Origin of the sequence: Halomonas sp. MMSF_3323 (assembly GCF_030733595.1) — a bacterium.
In the GTDB taxonomy this organism is placed as follows: Bacteria; Pseudomonadota; Gammaproteobacteria; order Pseudomonadales; family Halomonadaceae; genus Halomonas; species Halomonas litopenaei.
This window is the reverse complement of sequence record NZ_JASHIT010000044.1, coordinates 1-19,997: the sequence shown is the minus strand read 5'-3', so window position 1 is coordinate 19,997 and position 19,997 is coordinate 1. Positions and strand designations below refer to the sequence as shown.

General features: G+C 64.9%; 16 protein-coding genes. 6 read left to right on the top strand and 10 right to left on the bottom strand.

Going from position 1 to position 19,997, the window contains the following annotated elements; translation table 11 throughout:
• Nucleotides 1-298 precede the first annotated feature (298 nt).
• The 6 genes from RBB39_RS19205 to RBB39_RS19180 all read left to right on the top strand — a co-directional run bounded on the left by RBB39_RS19205 (nucleotide 299) and on the right by RBB39_RS19180 (nucleotide 7,050).
• The gene (locus RBB39_RS19205; RefSeq protein WP_253028512.1) at nucleotides 299-1,441 is read left to right on the top strand and encodes a CaiB/BaiF CoA-transferase family protein; all 1,143 of its coding nucleotides are present in this window, start codon (nucleotides 299-301) and stop codon (nucleotides 1,439-1,441) included.
• Nucleotides 1,438-2,571, top strand: a complete 1,134-nt coding sequence (locus RBB39_RS19200; RefSeq protein ID WP_253028511.1) for an acyl-CoA dehydrogenase family protein — start codon at nucleotides 1,438-1,440, stop codon at nucleotides 2,569-2,571. Before RBB39_RS19205 ends, RBB39_RS19200 begins: the two co-directional genes overlap by 4 nt.
• A gap of 23 nt (nucleotides 2,572-2,594) precedes the next feature.
• Nucleotides 2,595-3,347 (top strand): electron transfer flavoprotein subunit beta/FixA family protein, encoded by a 753-nt coding sequence (locus tag RBB39_RS19195; RefSeq protein ID WP_253028510.1) that lies wholly within the window; start codon nucleotides 2,595-2,597, stop codon nucleotides 3,345-3,347.
• A complete protein-coding gene (locus tag RBB39_RS19190; RefSeq protein WP_253028509.1) occupies nucleotides 3,344-4,306 on the top strand; it encodes an electron transfer flavoprotein subunit alpha/FixB family protein in 963 nt (320 codons plus the stop codon). Before RBB39_RS19195 ends, RBB39_RS19190 begins: the two co-directional genes overlap by 4 nt.
• 147 nt (nucleotides 4,307-4,453) lie before the next feature.
• Nucleotides 4,454-5,821 carry a YjiH family protein gene (locus RBB39_RS19185; protein WP_253028508.1) on the top strand — a complete coding sequence of 456 codons (1,368 nt, stop codon included), beginning with the start codon at nucleotides 4,454-4,456 and terminating at the stop codon, nucleotides 5,819-5,821.
• 419 nt (nucleotides 5,822-6,240) lie between these two features.
• Complete coding sequence (locus tag RBB39_RS19180) at nucleotides 6,241-7,050, top strand: SDR family NAD(P)-dependent oxidoreductase (RefSeq protein WP_306169304.1); 810 nt, start codon at nucleotides 6,241-6,243, stop codon at nucleotides 7,048-7,050.
• A gap of 92 nt (nucleotides 7,051-7,142) precedes the next feature.
• On the opposite strand, the gene nhaC is transcribed toward RBB39_RS19180, so the two are convergent.
• The 10 genes from nhaC to RBB39_RS19130 all read right to left on the bottom strand — a co-directional run bounded on the left by nhaC (nucleotide 7,143) and on the right by RBB39_RS19130 (nucleotide 19,856).
• A complete protein-coding gene (gene nhaC / locus RBB39_RS19175; protein ID WP_306169303.1) occupies nucleotides 7,143-8,579 on the bottom strand; it encodes a Na+/H+ antiporter NhaC in 1,437 nt (478 codons plus the stop codon).
• Between the two features lie 56 nt (nucleotides 8,580-8,635).
• The gene (locus RBB39_RS19170) at nucleotides 8,636-9,955 is read right to left on the bottom strand and encodes an FAD-binding oxidoreductase (protein ID WP_306169302.1); all 1,320 of its coding nucleotides are present in this window, start codon (nucleotides 9,953-9,955) and stop codon (nucleotides 8,636-8,638) included.
• 640 nt (nucleotides 9,956-10,595) lie between these two features.
• Nucleotides 10,596-11,267: a GntR family transcriptional regulator gene (locus tag RBB39_RS19165; protein WP_045992547.1), complete on the bottom strand. Its 672-nt coding sequence runs from the start codon at nucleotides 11,265-11,267 to the stop codon at nucleotides 10,596-10,598.
• A 95-nt stretch (nucleotides 11,268-11,362) separates the two neighbouring features.
• The gene (locus RBB39_RS19160; RefSeq protein ID WP_306169301.1) at nucleotides 11,363-12,940 is read right to left on the bottom strand and encodes an aldehyde dehydrogenase (NADP(+)); all 1,578 of its coding nucleotides are present in this window, start codon (nucleotides 12,938-12,940) and stop codon (nucleotides 11,363-11,365) included.
• Between the two features lie 143 nt (nucleotides 12,941-13,083).
• Nucleotides 13,084-14,031 carry a dihydrodipicolinate synthase family protein gene (locus RBB39_RS19155; protein WP_045992549.1) on the bottom strand — a complete coding sequence of 316 codons (948 nt, stop codon included), beginning with the start codon at nucleotides 14,029-14,031 and terminating at the stop codon, nucleotides 13,084-13,086.
• Between the two features lie 122 nt (nucleotides 14,032-14,153).
• Complete coding sequence (locus RBB39_RS19150; RefSeq protein ID WP_222515852.1) at nucleotides 14,154-15,086, bottom strand: 4-hydroxyproline epimerase; 933 nt, start codon at nucleotides 15,084-15,086, stop codon at nucleotides 14,154-14,156.
• Nucleotides 15,087-15,423: 337 nt separating this feature from the next.
• Nucleotides 15,424-15,879 (bottom strand): hypothetical protein, encoded by a 456-nt coding sequence (locus RBB39_RS19145; protein WP_306169300.1) that lies wholly within the window; start codon nucleotides 15,877-15,879, stop codon nucleotides 15,424-15,426.
• Between the two features lie 335 nt (nucleotides 15,880-16,214).
• On the bottom strand, nucleotides 16,215-16,973 hold the full coding sequence (locus RBB39_RS19140) for an anti-sigma factor domain-containing protein (protein WP_222568813.1): 759 nt from the start codon (nucleotides 16,971-16,973) through the stop codon (nucleotides 16,215-16,217).
• Nucleotides 16,970-17,566: a sigma-70 family RNA polymerase sigma factor gene (locus tag RBB39_RS19135; protein WP_045992553.1), complete on the bottom strand. Its 597-nt coding sequence runs from the start codon at nucleotides 17,564-17,566 to the stop codon at nucleotides 16,970-16,972. The genes RBB39_RS19140 and RBB39_RS19135 overlap by 4 nt, the downstream gene beginning before the upstream one ends.
• Before the next feature lie 106 nt (nucleotides 17,567-17,672).
• Nucleotides 17,673-19,856, bottom strand: a complete 2,184-nt coding sequence (locus RBB39_RS19130) for a bifunctional diguanylate cyclase/phosphodiesterase (RefSeq protein ID WP_306169299.1) — start codon at nucleotides 19,854-19,856, stop codon at nucleotides 17,673-17,675.
• Nucleotides 19,857-19,997 lie beyond the last annotated feature (141 nt).

Sequence of the window (19,997 nt, the reverse complement as noted above, 5' to 3'; positions counted from 1 at the left end):
GATGTTCTACGGCTAGAGCCTTCGATGCCGGGGTGGGCCGATAGCGTCTCCAGATGTATATACCAATTTGTGCTGCAAGCGTCTCGTTTCGTCTTTTTTCATCAGACTTTGGTCGAGGAAGAGTCTGGGGTTTTTTTGAAAATACATTATAAAACAATCTATTGTGGTTTTGTGTGAGGAAGGGGTAAGAATGTTTGGGTGGAAAGCCGGTCACTTTAGCGATAGATATGTATATACATATTGAGCGGCCGTCAGCGCTCGATGTCACTGCCAACAACAAGACCGGAGGCAAGACGCTATGCAACCACTCAAGGGGATCACCGTCCTCGACCTGTCCCGGGTGCTCGCCGGGCCCTACTGCACCGCCATGCTGGCCGACCTGGGCGCCGAAGTGGTCAAGGTCGAGTCGGGGCAGGGCGATGACAGCCGTCATATTGCACCTTACGTCGAGGGCGAAAGCCTGTACTTCTCGATGCTCAACCGTGGCAAGAAGAGCCTGTGTCTGAATCTAAAGGACCCCCAGGACCTCGAGCGCTTTCATCGGCTTTGCGAGCGCGCCGACGTGGTGGTGGAGAACTTTCGGCCCGGGGTTACCGAGCGCCTGGGAATCGACGAGGCGACGCTGCGTGCGCGCTACCCCCGTCTCATCTACTGCTCGATCTCCGGCTTCGGTCAGAGCGGTGCCATGCGCGCCAAGCCGGCCTACGACATCATCGCCCAGGCGCTGTCGGGCATGATGGCGGCCACCGGTCCCGATGGCGGCATGCCGACCCGCATCGGCGAGTCGCTGGGAGATGTGTGCGCCGGAATGTTCGCCAGCTGGTCGATCGCGGCGGCGTTGTTCGCCCGTGAACGTGACCCCGAGCGCCAGGGCTGTCACCTGGATGTGTCCATGCTCGATTGCCTGTTCTCGATGCAGGTCACCAACCTGGCGCAGTTCGTCGCCAGCGGCCAGGCGCCTTTTCCTATCGGCAACCGCCATCCGCTGTCGGCGCCCTTCGACAGCTTCGAGGCCAACGATGGCCAGGTAATCATCGCGGTGATCAACAACACGCTGTTTTCTCGCCTGGTTGAGTGCATGCAGGCGCCAGAGCTCGCCGAGGATGCGCGCTTTGTCGACGACGAGCAGCGCTGTCTCCACCAGGCCGAACTCAAGTCGCTGATCGAAGACTGGACCGGCCAGTTCACCGTGGAGGAGGTCTGCGCGCGTCTCGATCAGGCGGGAGTGCCGGCGTCTCCGATCTGGAACATCGCCCAGCTTGCCGAATCCCGGCATGCCGAAGACCGCCAGCTGCTGCTCGATATGGGGCACTGGCGCTCGCCGGCTCAACCGGTGTTCTTCAATGGCCGACGGGTCGTCTGCGATCGCCCCGCGCCGACGCTTGGCCAACACAACGCCTGTCTCGAATCACAGCACCTCGACAAGGAGATCGACGCATGAACTTTACCTTCAATGAAGATGACATCGCCTTCCAGGACGCCGCTCACCGCGTCTGCGCTGAGGTGCTCAAGACCAATGCGGCGCGCTACGACGAAACGCGGGAGTTCTGCCGCGAGAGCCTCGACGCCCTGGGCGAGCTGGGCTTCTGGGGCATGAACCTGCCCGAGCAGTATGGCGGTGTGGAGATCTCGAGCATCGCCATGTCGCTGGCGGTGGAAGAGATCGCCTACCACTGCGCGGCCACCTGTTCATCGCTGACCGCTCACTTTCTGGCCACCGACTCGGTGCTGATCGGCGCCACCGAGGATCAGAAGCAGGCGCTGCTTCCCCAGTGTGCCAGCGGCGAGAAGCTGGGCGCCTTCGCCCTGACCGAACCCGGGGCCGGCTCCAATCCCGCCGAGATGCGCACCCGGGCGGTACGCACCAGCGACGGCTGGCACCTGACCGGCACCAAGCACTACATCACCAACGGCGCCTTCGCCGACTTCCTGGTGGTCTACGCCAAGACCGACCCCGATCAGGGCCACCGCGGCATCTCGGCCTTTCTGGTCGACCGCCACACCGCGGGTCTCGAGTTCTCGAGTCCCGAGAAGACCCTGGGCCTGCGCGGTAGCCATATCTACGAGATCGGCTTCGACTGTGTGCTGCCATCGGATGCCTTGATGGGCGAGGAGGGGGCCGGATTCGCCACCGCCATGGAGGTGCTGGATCGCGGTCGGGTCGAGGTGGCGGCGATGAGCGTCGGTATCTCGCGGGCCGCTCGGGATGCGTCGCTGGCCTGGTCGAAGGAACGCATCGTCGGTGGCAAGCCGCTGTGCCGGCACCAGGGCATCCAGTGGATGCTGGCCGAGATGCACGCCCAGCTCGAGGCCGCCAAGCTGGTGACCTACAAGGCGGCGGACGCGCGGGACTCCGGTCAGCGTTTCAGCCTGGAGTCGGCGGTGGCCAAGCTGGTGGCCTCCGAGGCCGCAGCCAAGGTCACCGACGCCGCGGTGCAGGTCCATGGTGGCTACGGCTACATCTCCGACCTGCCGATCGAGCGCTACTACCGTGACGCCCGCATCACCCGCATCTTCGAGGGCACCTCGGAGATCCAGAAGATCATCATCGGCCGTGCCATCACCGCCTGACCGCCCAGCAAGGGAGATAGCCCATGAAAATCCTTGTCGCGGTCAAGCGCGTCATTGATCACAACGTCAAGATCCGGGTCAAGCCGGACCACTCCGGCGTTGACCTCACCAACGTCAAGATGGCCCTGAACCCGTTCTGTGAAATCGCCGTGGAGCAAGCGGTTCGCCTCAAGGAGGCCGGCGTGGCCAGTGAGGTGCTGGTGGTCAGTGCCGGGCCGAAGGCGGTGCAGGAGCAGTTGCGCACGGCGCTGGCCCTCGGCGCTGACCGTGCCCTGCACATCGACACCGAGGTCGCGCTGGAATCGCTGGCGGTGGCGCACCTGCTCAAGGCGGTCGTCGAGCAGGAGCAGCCGGAGCTGGTGCTGCTCGGCAAGCAGGCCATCGACAGTGACAACAATCAGACCGGCCAGATGCTGGCCGCCCTCGGCGGCATGCCCCAGGGCACCTTCGCTTCCGCCCTGGAGGTAGAGCAGGGCCAGATCAAGGTCACCCGCGAGATCGACGGCGGCCTCGAGACCCTGTCGCTGGCGCTGCCGGCGGTGGTCACCACCGACCTGCGCCTCAACGAGCCTCGTTACGCCAAGCTGCCGGACATCATGAAGGCCAAGAAGAAGCCCCTGGCCGTGACCACGCCCGACGCCTTGGGCGTCGACGTCAGCCCTCGGCTCAGGCTCAAGGCGGTCGAGCCGCCGCCCGAGCGGCAGGGCGGGATCAAGGTGGCCTCGGTGGCCGAACTCGTGGACAAGCTCAAGAACGTCGCCAAGGTGATCGCATGAAGATTCTGGTCGTGGGGGAACATCATCAAGGACAGCTCGGCGAGGCCACCGCGCGGGTAGTCGCCGCCGCCCGGCAGATCGCACAGACCGCAGCGGACCCAAGTGACGTCGATATCGATGTGCTGGTAGCCGGTGAGGGCGTCGCGGGTATCGCCGAGGCGGCGGCAAGGCTTGAGGGCGTCAGCCGGGTGCGGCTGGCCGATCAGGCGAGCCTTGCCCATCAACTGGCCGAGCCCATGGGCGATCTGGTGGCGGCGCTGGTCGGGGACTACACCCACGTGCTGGCTGCGGCATCGACCAGCGGCAAGAACGTGCTGCCGCGGGTAGCGGCGCTTGCGGATGTCGCCCAGCTCTCCGAGGTCATCGCGATCGAGTCCGCCGATACCTTCAAGCGGCCGATCTACGCCGGCAACGCCATCGCCACGGTACAGAGTCTGGACCCGGTCAAGGTCATCACCGTGCGGGTCACCGCCTTCGAGGCGGTGGCCGAGGCCTCAAGCGCAGCACCCATCGAGTCCGTCGACATCACCATCGCCAATCAGCACTCGCACTTTGTCGGCGAGACCCGGGCGGTGAGCGAGCGCCCGGAGCTGGGCGCTGCCAGGGTGGTCATCTCCGGCGGTCGCGGCATGGGCAGCGGTGACAACTTTGCCCTGCTCGAAGGTATCGCCGATACCCTTGGCGGCGCCATCGGGGCGTCGCGGGCGGCGGTGGACGCCGGCTTCGTGGCCAACGACCTGCAGGTGGGGCAGACCGGCAAGGTGGTCGCGCCGGAGCTGTATATCGCGGTGGGTATCAGCGGCGCCATCCAGCACCTGGCAGGGATGAAGGACTCGAAGGTCATCGTCGCCATCAACAAGGATGAGGAGGCGCCGATCTTTCAGGTCGCCGACTACGGTCTTGTCGCGGACCTGTTCCAGGCTCTGCCCGAACTCGACCAGGCACTGGCCGAGCGCTGACGCAGCTGGCCACAGTTCCGTGCTTAACGGCGCTGGCCATTCAACCCCTGAATATCATCCATCCCGCGGGCGCCGATGACGGCGCCGGCACCACCGAGCATCGCCCCCGCGGGCGGTGCTCATCGCAAGCCCCACTGGAGACACAACATGAACAATCCCAAGGTGGCAGCCCCTCCACGCAGCGCTGGCGTGACCTCGCTGGTCGGCAGCCTGATTGGCCTTTGCATCTTCTTTTTCCCATTCCCGACGGCAGATGGCTCGCTGAAGATCCCGCTGGTGATCATCATCGACTATCTGAAGTCTTCGCTCGGCGGGGCCCTGGAGTATCTGACGCTTGGCCTGGTCGCCCTGTTGTGTGTGACCTGGCTGCTGTCACGCCTGGTGGCTTCCTCCGGGGCGCCGTCTCCATGGCGCCGAGCCGTCGCCGCCTACCATGAGAAGGATGGCACCATGACCGGGCTGACCTTCCTGCTGGCGGCGGTGTTCACCTTCATGCTGGTGTTCCAGATCGGGCCCGACTGGCTGCTGCACAAGGATGTCGGTGGGCTGGCGCTGTACCTGGGGGGCAGCGTCTTTCTGACCGTGGCCATCGCCGGCCTGTTTGTGCTGTTTCTGACCGAGTTCGGCTTCCTGGAATTTGTCGGCACCCTGATGGAGCCCTTGATGCGTCCGCTCTATCGTCTGCCGGGCAAGTCTGCGGTGGACGCGGTTGCCTCCTTCGTCGCCGCCCCGGCGGTGGGCATCTTCATCACCAACAAGCTCTATCTGGAAGGCCACTATACTCAGCGGGAGTCGGCCAGCATTGCCACCAACTTCAGTATCTGCAGCCTGGGCTTCTTCGCCCTGCTGGCGTCCATCGGCGGCATCATGGCTTACCTGCCGCACATGATCATCGTCTCCTTCATCATCAACTTCACCCTGGCGGCGCTGATGGTCAGGATTCCGCCGTTGTCGCGCAAGCTCGACGTCTACCATCAGGGCAACACCCAGACGGCTCAGGATCTTGAGGTTTCCAGTGATGGACACATCCTGGCCCGTGCCTGTGGCGCCGCCGCCGAGCGCGCCTCCCAGACTCGGCTCGATGTGTTCTACAAGGGCTTCTGGGAGGCCATCACCTTTGCCCAGAAGATCGTCGCCTACATCCTGGCCATCGCCACCCTGGCGCTGCTGCTGGCGACCTACACCCCGGTATTCGACTACCTGGGCGTGCTGGTGGAGCCGTTGATCTCTGCGCTTCAGCTGCCGGATGCCAGCGCCATTGCCCCCACCGTGCTGGTGTCGATCGCCGAGATCGCGCTGCCGGCGATCATCATCTCCGGCGCCGACGTCGACCCCATGGCGGTGTTCTTCGTGTGCACCCTGTCGTCGGTGCAGATCATCTTCTTCACCGAGAGTGCCAACGCCATGCTGGAGTCGGACATCCCGCTGACGGTGCGTGACCTGGTCGTGGTATTCCTGCTGCGCACCCTGGTGGCCATGCCCATGGTGGCGCTGGCGACCCATCTGCTGTTCTAGGGCTTGTCTGAAAAGTGCCTGCGCTCGGTAATACGGCGTTAAAAATCGGATCAAAATGCTCATTTACACCCCGTAAACTGCGCTTTCTCACCGATTTTTGCCTTGTCTAACCTTCGCTCGTCGACTTTTCGGACAGCGCCTAAGGCTTGTCTAAAGGCTGAGCCTCATCTCTTTGCATCGCCCATTGGCGCTACCGTCCTCCTTCGGTAGCGCTTTTTTATGTCGGGCGCAAGTCGCAGCCGTGGCGACAGGGTCGGGGTAGGCGAGGCTGCCGGCGTGGTGCAGGCGATGGCTTTGCTAGAAAACCGAAAACTGATTGCGCCGCTTGCCGGCTTATCGTCGGCACAGGGCTGCACTAGCATGGGGGAAAACATGTCGCCGCACCGTTATCCGGTGACCGGCGCCGCCAGGAGATTGCCATGAAGACGATATTGATCACCGGGTCCACCGATGGGATTGGCCTTGCCACCGCCAGCGAGCTGGCGCGCCAGGGCCATCGCGTCATCCTGCATGGACGCAACCCGGACAAGCTCGCGGCGGCCCGTGAGCAGCTGGCAGCGATCTCGCAAGGCGAGGTGCCCGCTGGGCATGTCGCCGACCTGTCGCGCCTGGCCGAAGCGGCGGCGCTGGCGGCGGAGGTCGAGCAGAGCGATGAGCGCATCGATGTGCTGATCAACAACGCCGGGGTCTACCGCACCCCGGACACCCGTACCGCAGACGGCCTCGATGTGCGATTTGCCGTCAATACCCTGGCGTCCTATGTGCTGGCCCGTCGCCTGGCGGCTTTGCTCGGAGACAAGGGGCGGGTGGTCAATCTGGCTTCTGCCGCCCAGGCGCCGGTGTCGCTGGCGGCGCTTGCCGGCACCGCCGACGCCGACGGTGACTTCGACGCCTACGCCCAGAGCAAGCTGGCGCTGATCATGTGGACCCGCGACCTGGCCGCCAGGTCCAGTGCCTGTGATCCCATGGTGGTGGCGGTCAACCCCGGCTCCTTGCTGGCCAGCAAGATGGTCAAGGAAGGCTTTGGCGTGGCCGGCAACGACCTGTCCATCGGCGTCGACATCCTGGTCCGGGCAGCATTGTCCGAGGAGTTCGGCAACGCCGGCGGCCAGTACTACGACAACGACGGCAAGGGCTTCTCGTCACCGCATGCCCACGCCATGGACGATGGCCGATGCCGTCGCCTGGTCGAGGCCATGGAAGAGGTGCTGGAGCACTGCCTGGGCTAGGCCTTGGTTGTTTGGCCCCATTGCACAAGATAAAGCCCCCGCTCACCGTGAAGGCGAGCGGGGGCTTTTGGTTGCCTGCTGTTCAAGGCTCGTTAGGTGGTCTGAAATTCGCCGCTGGAGGTGGTCGCTTTCTCGGCGGACGACGTCGTGCGCCAGATGGCGATATTGGCGTAGCCGTAGAACAGCGAGATGGCGATGACCAGCATGTGATACCAGAGGAAGGGCAGGTAGGCCATGGTGGATACGCCGAGGGTGGTGGCCATGAAGACGCCGCCATCGGTCCAGGGCACCATCGGGGTGGTCACGGTGCCACCGGCTTCGGCGTTGCGCGACAGTACCCGACGATCGATGCCCTGATCATCGTAGTTCTTCTCGGTGATGGTGCTGGCTGTGATCAGCGAGACGTAGGCGGCGCCCCCGAAGAAGTTGCCGAAGAAGCCACCGAGCATGGTCGACAGGGTCAGCCGGCCCGGGTTGTTGGCCCAGCGCAGGAAGCCGTTGCTGATCGCCTTGAGGATGCCGACCCGGTCCATCAGGCCACCGAGGCCCAGGGCGAAAAGGATCAGTGCCACCACGCCGAGCATCGACTGGATGCCGCCGCGATTGAGCAGTGTATTGAGGAATTCCACATCCGAGGCCATGGCGTTGCCGTCATAGGCGATGCGAATGGCATCGACCGGAGACACGTCCTGGGCCCACCAGGCGCAGATGCTGCCCAGCACGGCGCCGAAGGTGATTACCGGGATGGCGGGGAATCGGCGCGTCAGCAGGCCGATCACGATCACCGCCGGCAGCAACAGCCAGGGACTGATGGTGAAGTGGGTCTCCAGCGCCTGCATGGCGACGGTGGCACGGGAGGTGTCGACGTTGCCGTCGATAAAGAAGAAGCCGACCACCAGAAACAGCACGCCGGCGATCAGGATTGCCGGTGCACTGACCAGCATCATCGAGCGGATATGGTCGATCAGGTTGACCTTGCACAGCGAGGCGGTCATCACGGTGGTATCGGACAGCGGCGACATCTTGTCGCCGACGTAGGCACCGGAGATCACCGCGCCGGCGACCAGCGGCAGCGGGATGCCGAAGCTGTGGCCGATGCCCATCATGGCGACACCGGCGGTGCCTGCGGTACCGAATGAGGTACCAGTGGCCAGCGAGGTGAGGGCACAGATGATGAAGGCGGCGAACAGGAAGATCTGCGGGTCCATCACCGTCAGACCGTAGTAGATGATGCTCGGCACGATGCCACCGGCGATCCAGGTGCCGATCAGGGCGCCGACGGTGGTCAGCACCAGCACGGCTTCCATGCCGTTGTGAATGCCGTTGATCAGTCCTTCCTGCATGCTGGCGTAGCGGATCTTGAGCCTGACGCCCAGCGCCATGACCAGAAACCAGGAGGCGAATAGGGCAAGCTGGATGGGCAGGCCAAGGACATTGATGCTCAAGAACATGATGGCGATGAAGCCGATCATGACGGCCAGAACCTCGGCCATGCCGGGTAGGCGGATGGGGGTGGAAGACGACGTCATGGGATCTCCTTTGGTGTTGTTGTGGGTTCTGCGGTGCAGGGGCCGAGCGGTCATGCTCAGAAGCGCTCGAGCCGATAGGGCGACAGTGGCGGGAGTGGCGATAGTGGCGGGAGTGACACCGGGCCGGATCCGGTCGCTGGGACCGTCCGCCCCGTCGCCAGGCGGGCGACAAGCTGTGCCGTAACAGCGGCCTGGGTCAGTCCCAGGTGGTGGTGGCCGAAGGCCAGCAGCACGCGGCCGTCCCGGGCGCTGTCGATGATCGGCAGCGAATCGGGAAGGGAAGGGCGAAAGCCCATCCAGGGCTTGGCATCGGTGCTGTCCAGGTCGTGCTCGAACAGACCCTGGCTCAGGCGGTGGAGCTGCCAGGCGCGGGCCATGTTGGGGGGGCGCTTGAGGCCGGCGAATTCGACAGTGCCGGCCAGGCGCAGGCCGTCACTCATCGGCGTCATGATGAAGCGGCGCTCCAGCGAGGTGACCGCCACCGGCAATCGGTGCCGCTCTGCCGGCAGCATCAGGTGATAGCCACGCTCGGTATCCAGTGGCACACGGCGACCGCTGAGGTCTGCGGCCAGGCGGGCCGAGTGGGCGCCGCAGGCCAGCAGTACCCGTTCACAGTCCAGCGCCCCAGAATCGGTCTGGAGGCTGACGCCCTGGCCATGGACACGGGCAGCGCGTACCTCTGCCGTGGCGAAGGTAACGCCTTCCTGGCGGGCGGCGTCGACCAGGGCAGCGGTGATGGCGGCGGGGTCGACCACATGAGCGGTGGCGGGGAAGAATAGGCCACCACGGAGCTTGGCCGAGAGGGACGGCGCGAGCTCGCGTATGGCGTCTCCCGACCAGGATTCGAGGGCTACCCCCTGGGCCGACATGGCGGCGGCCAGCTGGTCGGTCTGGGGCTTTGATTGGTCCTGCTCATAGACCAGCAGCGAGCCGTCCTCCTTCATCAGATGGCGGCCATCGATCGAATCGAGCAGCTTGCGCCAGGCGTCCAGGCTGGCCTCGTTGAGGGCGCGAATCCCGGCCACGCTGTTGGCGTAGGGGGCTGAGCGCAGGTTCAGCAACAGACGAGTGAACCAGGGCAGGGCGCGGGGCAGGTAGCGCCAGTCCAGTCGCAGTGGCCCCATCGGATCACGCAGCATGGCGGGAAGCTGCGTCAGGATCGAGGCGTCGGCGATGGGAAAGACCTGTTCGGTGGCCATGTGCCCGGCGTTGCCGTATGACGCCCCCATGCCGGGAGCCTGACGATCCAGTACCTGCACCGAAAAGCCCTGGCGGCGCAGCTCGAGTGCGCAGGCGAGGCCGATGACGCCAGCACCGATCACGGTAATGCGCGTGTCGCCGGGTTGGCGGTCTTGTCGCGAGCCGGGTGAACCCATGGTTTGCCTCTGCAGCGTTTGTCTTTGTCGATTGTATAAAATATAAGATAGGTGCCCTTTCGGATCAATAGCGGCGATATTCAACGTTGGCGTTATCCGCTGGACGGTCTGGATGGGCGATACACTGAGGGGGAGCGCATGAACGACGTGCTGGGGCCGGAGCGCAAAGGAATGCGCCGTGTTCGGGGCGCAGAGAAAGCCGCGCTGGGGTCGGAGCGCAAAGGAACGCGCCGTGTTCGGGGCGCAGAGAAAGCCGCGCTGGGGTCGGAGCGCAAAGGAACGCGCCGGGTTCGGGGCGTCTGGAAATCCGCGCCGGGTTCGGGGCGCCGAGAAAGCCGCGCTGGGGTTGGAGCGCAAAGGAATGCGCCGTGTTCGGAGCGCTGAAAACGTGCCAAGGGGATGGAGCGTCAGGACGGTGCGTTCAGGGCAGGGCCTTGAACAAGCCAGCGCAGGGGGGAACCTTGATGACAGGCGGCTGGCGCCGACGGGGGCGATAACGCCCCTGGCAGGCCAAGGGCGACGATAGTGAAAGCGGGCAGCTCATCCGCGGACGTTCAGGGGGCTGCGGCGACGCCAGGGTTCTAGCGAGTCGGCGCCCGCAAGGCGCCGACAGGGTAAGCACAAGGGGAGGGATGGCGCTTCAGTCGGCGTCGCCGCGCTGGGCGCGTTCTTCGAGCAGGGTCACGATGCCTTCACAGGCTTCCTGAATATGGCGCTGGAGCAATTCGCAGGCCTCGTCGGCCTTGCCCTGGCGGGCGAAGTCGAGCAGCCCATGGTGTTCGCGCTCGGCCTTTTCGATCTCCTGGGTGTAGAGCAGTTGCATGCGGATGTAGCGATCCGACTTGGTGTTGAGCTGACTGATCAACGCCAGGGTTTCGGGCAACCTGGCCGGTGCATAGAGGGCCTGGTGGAAGGCGAAATTGTACTCGCTCCAGTTGTCGATCTCGCCGCCGCTGTTCAGGGCATCGTCGTACTTCTCGAGGATGCGCTCTGCCTTGAGCAGGTCGTCTTCCGTCAACTCGCTGATGGCATGGCGCAGGACGTAGGTCTCGAGCAATACTCGCAGGTCGAACAGTTCGCGAATCTTGGCGACCGACAGTTCGGTGGTAAAGGCACCGCGGTGGGCATGGAACTCGACCAGCCCTTCGGACTCCAGGGTCAGCAGGGCTTCGCGCACGGGAATACGGCTGACGTCATAGTCCTTTGCCAGGGCATCCTGGCGCAGCTGGGTTCCCCCCTGGAACTCTCCGCCCAGGATACGCCTGCGCAGGTCATCCGCGACGAACTGTGCGCGTGTCTTGAAAGTCGCCATAGCCTCTCTCTGCCCATCGGATGTTATTGCACACTGTATACAAACCGCGATGAATGTCCATGGGCAGGGGGCGGCGCCTGGGCAAGGGACCTGATTCAGGCCTCGCGCTTGCCGTCGATGAGGCGGCCAAGGGCCCAGGGGTTGTCGTCGCGCAGTGCCTGGGGCAACAGCGCTTCGGGCAGATCCTGATAGCACACCGGGCGCAGGAAGCGCTGGATCGCGGCGCTGCCCACCGAGGTGGTACGGGCGTCGGAGGTGGCGGGGAAAGGGCCACCATGCACCATGGCATGGCATACCTCGACCCCGGTTGGCCAGCCGTTGACCAAGATACGTCCGGCCCGGCGTTCGAGGATCGAAAGCAGGCCGCGGGCCGTCTCGGTATCGCCGTCGTCCATCTGCAGGGTGGCGGTCAGCTGGCCCTCGAGACCTTCGGCCAGCGCCTTGACCTCACTTATGTCGGCACACTCCAGGACCAGGGACGTCGAACCGAATACCTCGCCCTGTAGTGCTTCGTCGCCGAGAAAGTCACTGGCCGTGGCCACGAACAGACCCGCCTGACACTGATTGACACCTTCGCCTTGCGGCCCACGTGCGATTTCTCGGACCTTGTCGCTGTCGCCAAGGGTCTCTACGCCCTGGGTGTAGGCGTCATGGATGCCCGGGGTCAGCATGGTCTGGGCGCCCGCGGCCTTGACGGCTTCGGCGGCCGACTCGATGAAGGCGTCCAGGGCCTCGCCCTTGACCGCGATCACCAGCCCCGGGTTGGTGCAGAACTGTCCGGCGCCCATGGTCAGTGAGCCGACAAAGGCCTCGCCGAGGTCCTTGCCGCGGGCCTTGAGCGCCTCGGGCAGCAGGAACACCGGGTTGATCGAGCTCATCTCTGCGTAGAAGGGGATGGGGTCCGGTCGGCGCTGGGCGCTTTGCCACAGGGCCATGCCGCCAGAGCGAGAGCCGGTGAAGCCGGCTGCCTTGATGCGGGGGTCCTCGACCAGCGCCTGGCCTACCACGCGGCCGGAGCCGAAGATCAGCGAAAACACGCCTTCGGGCAGCTCGCACCGGGCCACCGCCTGTTGTACTGCGCGGCCGACCAGCTCCGACGTGCCGGGGTGGGCCGAGTGAGCCTTGACCACCACCGGGCAGCCAGCGGCCAGGGCCGAAGCGGTGTCGCCGCCGGCCACCGAGAAGGCCAGCGGAAAGTTGCTGGCACCGAACACCGCGACAGGCCCCAGGGCGATCTGACGCTGACGCAGGTCGGCACGGGGCATGGGCTGGCGTTGTGGCTGGGCAGGGTCGATGCGAACGTCGAGCCATTCGCCCGCGCGTACGGTGTCGGCAAACAGTCTGAGTTGTCCGCAGGTGCGTCCGCGCTCTCCGGCAAGGCGGGCCTGGGGCAGGCCGGTTTCCTGCATAGCGCGCTCGATCAGCGCATCGCCGAGTGCCTCGATTTCCGATGCGATGGTCTCGAGAAAACGGGCGCGTGTCTCGAGCGTGGTTTCGCGGTAGTCATCGAAGGCGGCCTCTGCCAGGGCGCAGGCGCGCTCCACCTCGGCCTGGCTGCCGCCCGGGTAGGCCGGCTCCAGGCGCTTGCCGGTGGCGGGGTCGATGGCGTGGATCGGCGCCTGGCTGCCAGTCACGGCGTCCTGTCCGATCAGCATCTTGCCTTCCAGTGTCATTTGACTCTCCTGTCGAGGGGGACGTGCGGGAAGCAGCATGGGCGAAAGGGGTGTTGTGCCAACGCCCCTGTCGCCCATGCCAAACACAACAGGAGGCCCGGCGTCGAGCGAGCCTCCCCGGTGGTTTCAGGACATGTCGGGCTTCAGGACAGGTCGAGCGAGGCTGACCAGCCGGCGTACCAGGTGCGGAAGAGGTCGTACTGGGTCTCGACGTAGCGACGCTGGGCATCACTGAGGGCGTCGCTCTCGTTGAAGTGCAGGCGATACTCTTCGTCACCGTTGAGCACCATCAGGTGCTTGTAGTAGAGCACCAGGTCGGCACCTTCATCGAAGGAGGACAGCACCCCCAGGGCCTGCTCGAGTTCCTGGGCCCGGCGGCGGGCCTCGACATCGCCCTTGGCAGCCTTCTTGCTGAGGGCCACCAGCGTCAGCACCTCGTGGGGCAGGGCGTTACCGATGCCGGTGATGGCGCCGGTGGCGCCGCAGTTGACGAAGCCATGGAAGACGGTGGTGTCGACGCCGACCATCAGGGTGACCTGATCATCCTGGGAGGTGATGTGCTCGGCGGCGTAGCGCAGGTCATCGGCGCCACCGAATTCCTTGAAGCCGATCAGGTTGGGATGCTGGCGACGCAATTCGAAGAACAGGTCGGCGCGGGTGGCAAAGCCATAGTAGGGGCTGTTGTAGATGACCGCGGGGAGGTCCGGCGCGGCGTCCAGGATCGCGGCGAAGTGTGCCTTCTGGGCGGTCACCGAGGTGCCGCGAGACAGCACCCGGGGAATCACCATGAGGCCATGGGCGCCGACCTTGGCGGCGTGGGCAGCGTGGGATACCGCTTCGCGGGAATTGACCGCGCCGGTGCCGACGATGGTGGGGATGCCGGCTTCCACCAGGCGGGCGACGCCTTCCTGGCGCTGGGCCTCGGTCAGCAGCGGCCAGTCGCCCATGGAGCCACAGTAGACCACGCCGCTCATGCCGGCCTCGATCAGTTCACGGCCCTTGGCGACCAGGGCGTCGAAGTCGGGCTGGCGGTCCTTGGTGCAAGGGGTCATCAGGGCGGGGATGCAGCCGGTAAAGATATTGTCGTTCATGTCGGGTCCTTGAGTGGGACGGTGTCACGGGGTCAGGGAGGCGCCGCCCTTCTTGGGCAGCCGCCGGTGGGTAAAAACGTCAATGGCCGTCGTCGGGTACTGGGGCGCCAGCCGCTGGGGCTTCAGCCGCCGATGCCCCAGGCGAAGGGGTCTTGCTCGTCGATCAGCAGGGTGCTGTCGGCGCTCATGAAGGCGCGTCCGGTGATGCTGGGGCGAATCTGATCGCCCTGCCATTCATAGCTCGCCTCGAACAGGCCGCCGCAGACGCTGGCCTGGCGCCAGCGTTCGCCGGGAGCGAGCTTGCCGTCGGCGGCCAGGCACGCCAGCTTGGCGCTGGTGCCGGTACCGCAGGGGGATCGGTCGTAGGCCTTGCCGGGGCACAGCACGAAGTTGCGGCTGTCGGCCTCGTCGTCATCGGCGAACAGCTCGATGTGGTCGATTTCGCCACCGTCATCGCCGGTGAAGCCCTGGCCTGCAAGCGCCTGACGAATGGCCCAGGTATAGCCGGTCAAGGTCTCCACATTGTCCAGGGCGATGCGCTGGCCATGGTCGCTGACCAGAAAGAACCAGTTGCCGCCCCAGGCAATGTCGCCATGGACCATGCCGTGGCCGGGCACTTCCACCGCGACCTGCCGGCGGTAGCGGTAGGAGGGGACGTTGCGTACGGTCACGGCACCGTCGGCATGCAAGGTCGCCTCGACCTGGCCCACCGGCGTGTCGATGCGGTGGTCGCCGGGGCTGAGGTGGCCCAGGTGATGCAGCGAGGCGACCAGGCCGATGGTGCCGTGACCGCACATGCCCAGGTAGCCGGCGTTGTTGAAGAAGATCACCCCGCAGGTTGCGTCCGGAGATACCGGCTCACAGTAGAGTGCGCCGACCAGCACGTCGTGGCCGCGGGGTTCCAGCATCACCGCGCGGCGCCAGTGGTCGTGTCGGTCGCGCAGACAGTCGCGTTTCTCGGCCATGGTGGCGCCGGCAAGCGTCGGAAAGCCGTCCATGACCAGGCGCGTGGGCTCGCCGGCGCTGTGGGAATCGATGACGTGTACGCGTTGCATGGAGTACCCCGGTTTGTTGTCGGTTGTGGTGATCGACGATCATCTGGGCGTCGTTGATCAGGTTTTATATTTTATACAATCTTCAAGAGGCGTTGTGAAGTCATCAAAGAGGATTCTTTGCGGGGGCTGGCGCGAGCAGGAAGAGCGGCAGGCACAGGAAAGACCGGGAGGCCGACGCAGAAGGACAAAGGCAGGGTACGAAGGGCGAGCAGCAGGCACAGCAAAGGCCGGGAGGCCGGCGCGGAAGGACAGCGGTGGGGTACGAAGGGCGAGCAGCAGGCACAAAAAAGGCGAGGGGCAGGGCCCTCGCCAAGTCGTCAAAAGGAGGGGGCTGGTGTCATTGAGCGGTGATCACGCTCATCACCAGGTTGCCGTCGACCTTGACCGGGCCGTCTTCGCTGGCGCCCAGGGTGTATTCGAAGATGCCGGTCTGCATGCCGCCGTCCTCGCCGTGGAGCATCAGCATCAGATGTTCGCCGCTGCTGGCTTCTTCGGTCAGGATGGCCGCGATGTCGGTGTTCTCACCGGCCTTGAGCGGGGCGTGACCGACAACGCGCCCTGGTTTGTGGCTTTCGTCGGTACGGTGGACGACCAGCCAACCGTTGTTCTCGGCGACGATGCGATCGGCGGTGACGGTGCCGCTCTCCACTGACTGATCTTCGGCCCAGACGCCGAGATGGCCGGCCTCGTCCATCTCTCCATGGTGGGCGGCCTGGGCGCCGGTGACCAGGGTGGCTGCGCCGGCGAGGAGGGCTGAGGTGATGAGGGTACGTGCTGCCAATGGCTTGAACATGGTGATGGTCTCCTGGTGTTGCTGATTGGCTTGCCGAAGGTGCTCCACGACAGGATGGCTGCCGAGTTGATAACAGCTACGTGCCGATGCCACGGTGGGTTTCAGGTCATCGAAAAAAATGTTGTGCCCTGACGCCAAGGCGAGAGCCGACGTCCAGATAAAAAAGGCCACTCGAACGAGTGGCCAAGCAGGGAAGTCGTGGTGCGGGGCGTACGCCTCGAGGGTGTCGAAACCCACGCCCGCCACGATGACCCCGCCATCGGCCATTGCCGGTGGCGGGGTCATCGACTAGCTACGCAGGGGAGGCGAAAAGGTTTCAGTGAGGGCTGAAATTCTCAGAGACGCTGGCCGCCGCTGGGCTCGGTGGGGTACAGGTAGCCGTGGATGGCGGGGCCGGTGGGCTGGCCGGTGGGCGAGCCACCCGGAGGCTCGACGCTGATGCCAAAGGTGGCATGCTTCAGCAATTCAGGTTCGTAGTCGCGCAGGGCGGCCTGGTCGAGGCTCAGGTCATCGTCGAGTACACCGACGGACCGGGGAGCGGAGCCCAGATCATCATGCTTGATCCAAAGCTGATAGGAGCGGTCGGGCAGAGGTTCGGCGCTGACCGGGCGGACATGCAGGCGGCGCTGCTCCAGGTTGACGCTGAGCATGAAGGCGGGCTGGCGATCGTCCTGCTGGAACACCGCCACAAAGTTGGACTCACTGGTGGGCGGAGACGGCTGTGCCAGCAGCACCGCCGCCAGGATGACCGCCGCGGCGCTGGACAGGCCGGTGGCGGCCTTCCAGAAGGCCAGGCGTCGGTGCAGCGGCGTGACGCTGGCGGTGCTCGGGGGGGCGTCGGATGCCGTATCGCCACGCGCGGCGTCCTCGATGGCCTTGATGCGTTGCTGGATAAGCGGCAACAGGTCCGGGCCCGGGGTGAGGTCCTGGATCTCGTCGGCCAGAGGCGCCAGCCGGCTCTCCCATTCACCGATACGCTGCTCGAGTTCGCTGTCGTGTTGACGCTGGCGGCGCACCCTGTCGCGCTCGTCACGATCCAGGGTGCCCAGCACGAACTCGGCGGCCAGCATGTCCTTGTCGTCGCGGTCGCTCATGATCCCAGGCACCCCTTGAGTTGTTTCAGTGCACGATGCAGCCAGGTCTTGACGGTATTGACCGGCTGGTCGAAGTGGCTTGCCAGTTCGGCCCGCGACCAGCCCTCCAGATAGGCCAGGCGCACCATTTGCTGCCGGCTCTCTTCCAGTTCATCAAGGCACAACGTCAGCTGTGTCGACGTCTCGTCCTGGTGACGCTGATCGTAGGCGGAGGGCGTCTCGGCGACCCAGTTCTCGAGGATACTGTCGCTCTCGGTGGGCCGTGTCGGTGCCTTGCGCAGCTCGTCGATGGCCGCATTGCGGGCGATGGTCACCATCCAGGTGATGGCGGAGGCGCGCTCGCTCTCGAAGCGTCCGGCCTTCTGCCAGATGGTCACGTAGACCTCCTGGATGACATCGTTGGCCCAGGCCTGCTGCTTCAAGATACGTAACACCGTGCCGAAGAGTTTCGCCACGCTGGCCTCGTACAACTCGGCGAAGGCCTCCCGGTCCTTGTCGGCGACTCTGGACAGCAGATGAACCAGCCGCTCCGGGGAGGACAGCGGCGGGGATTCCTGGTGCGCCGGGGGCGGGGCGCGAAAGGCATTGGACATGGCGGCGATCTCTGCGCTGCGGAGTGTTGTTGTCGTGGTGGCAGAAGGGTGACGCTGCCTGACCGGCTAGGTCAAGCAGCCTGTATCGACGGTATCGGACGATCGCTCAGGCGATGCCAGTGGGGTGGGAAGGTCTGCCTTCAGGCTCGAGTCCTGATAGGCGGGCCTCGCGCACCGGCGTGTCCCGGGGGACGTGTCGGGGTTCCGCTGCGGCCGCTGCCACGAGGTGACCCTTGGCCAACAGTGCCTTGAGCTCTTCGGCCGGGACCGGTTTGCTGAACAGGTAGCCCTGGTACTCGTGGCCCTGCAACTGGCGGATAAAGGCCAGCTGTTCTTCGTTCTCGACACCTTCTGCGATGATATGAAGCCCCAGGCACCTGGCCAGCGAGATCACCGCCTGGACGATGGCCGCGTCCTGTTCGCAATCGACCACGCCTTGCATGAAAGTGCGGTCGATCTTCAGACGGTCCACGGGCAGATACTTCAACTGGGTCAAGTTGGAATAGCCGGTGCCGAAATCGTCGATGGACAGCAGCACACCCATGTTGCGCAGGGTACTCAGTACTTCCAGGGCGCGATCAGGGTTCTGTACCAGGGTGCTTTCGGTCAGTTCGAGTTCCAGCAGGTGAGGGGGAAGCTCCGATTCGGCAAGCGCAGCCTCGATGGTGGCCACGAAGCCGCGATGATTGAGCTGAATGGCCGAGATGTTGACCGCCACCGGCAATGGCTCGCCGGACTCCTTGAGCCACTCGCTCGAGAACCGGCAGGCGGTGCGTAGCACCCATGCGCCCAGGGGAAGGATCAGGCCACAGTCTTCGGCGACGGGAATGATCTCGTCAGGGGTGACCTGGCCGAGTTCCTCATCGTGCCACCGCAGCAGCGCTTCGACGCCTGAGACCTCACCGCTGTCGACGCGGATCTTCGGTTGATAGGCCAGGCTCAGGCGATCTTCCTCGATGGCTTGGGTCAGGCGTCGCTCGAGGGTACTGCGCCGGTCCGCCTCGGAGGTCATGTCCAAGGCGAAGAACTGGAAGTTGTTGCGTCCCTGCTGCTTGGCGCGATACATGGCGGCGTCGGCGTGGACCATCAGGGCGTGCTTGCTGCGCCCGTGGTCGGGGTAAAGGCTGATGCCCAGGCTGGTGGAGACCTTGACCATGCTGTTGCCGATCTGGAAGGGCTTGTCCAGCGAACTGACGATGCGCTGGGCCAGCGCTTCAGCGTCGCCGCGCCTGGCAACCTGATGGGTGACCACCATGAATTCGTCGCCGCCCACCCGGGCGACCAGGTCGCTGTCGCGCACCGCCATCTGCAGGCGTCGGGCCGCGCCCTTGATCAGCTCGTCACCCACATGGTGGCCGAGGCCGTCATTGACCTGCTTGAAGCGGTCCAGGTCGACGAAGAACACCGCGAAGGTATCGATGTTGTCCTCGAGCAGTTCGTCGAGGTGCTCCTCGAGCTTCAGTCGGTTGGGCAGTTGGGTCAGGACGTCATGATGGACCAGGTCCTTGAGCTCCTGATTGGCCTGCTGTAGCGAACGTGCCAGCTGAGCATTGCGCGAGGACAGATGGGCGTCGTAGATCGACATCATCAACGCTGCCAGCATGATGCAGGTGGCGATCAGCGCCACCACGATGGCCAGCTGGTCGGTGCCGATGCCCGGGGCCGAGGCCGAGTAGCTCAGGGTGCGATAGCTGGTGGCGGCCATGCCGGTGTAGTGCATGCCCGAAATGCCTGCGGCCATGACCAGCGAGGCCAGGCCACGTTGCCACAGCGGGGAGCGTCCCCCCACCGGGTTGAGTCGAAAGGCCAGGCTGAGGGCGACCGCCGAGGCCAGCACGGCGATGACCACGGACAGGGCAAACAGGTCCGGTCGGTAGCGCAGGCTGTCTACCGACAGCATGGCCTCCATACCGATGTAGTGCATCAGGCAGACGCCGCTACCCATGATCAGTGCGCCGACGGCCAGTCGAGGACCGGTGAGGTGGCCTGACTGCACTGTTGCCAGTGCCAAGGCGGAAGCGAGAAGGCTCGCCAGCAGGGACGCCAGGGTAAGGGGGATCCCGTAGGCGAAGTGAGAGTCGGGGTCCATGGCCAGCATGCCGACGAAGTGCATCGACCAGATGCCGGTGCCCATGGCGAAGGCACCGCCGGCAAGCCACAGGTGGCGGGCAAGGCCCTGGCTCGCTCTGACGCGTCCGGCGAGATCGAGGGCAGTGAGCGAAGCGATGGCGGCGATGCCAAGGCTCAGGGCGACCAGTGCCGGGTTGTAGGACGCAAGCGAGTGGTCCATGCAGGTGAGATCCTTGAGAGTAAAGTATTAGTATCGGCCAGGTGACGCATTCACTTTACCCTCAGCCTTGTGCAGGAGGTGAGGCAATCTCCTGAAAAGCCAGCTTTTCTTAAGTTTCTGACGGAGTCTGGAGGGGGGATC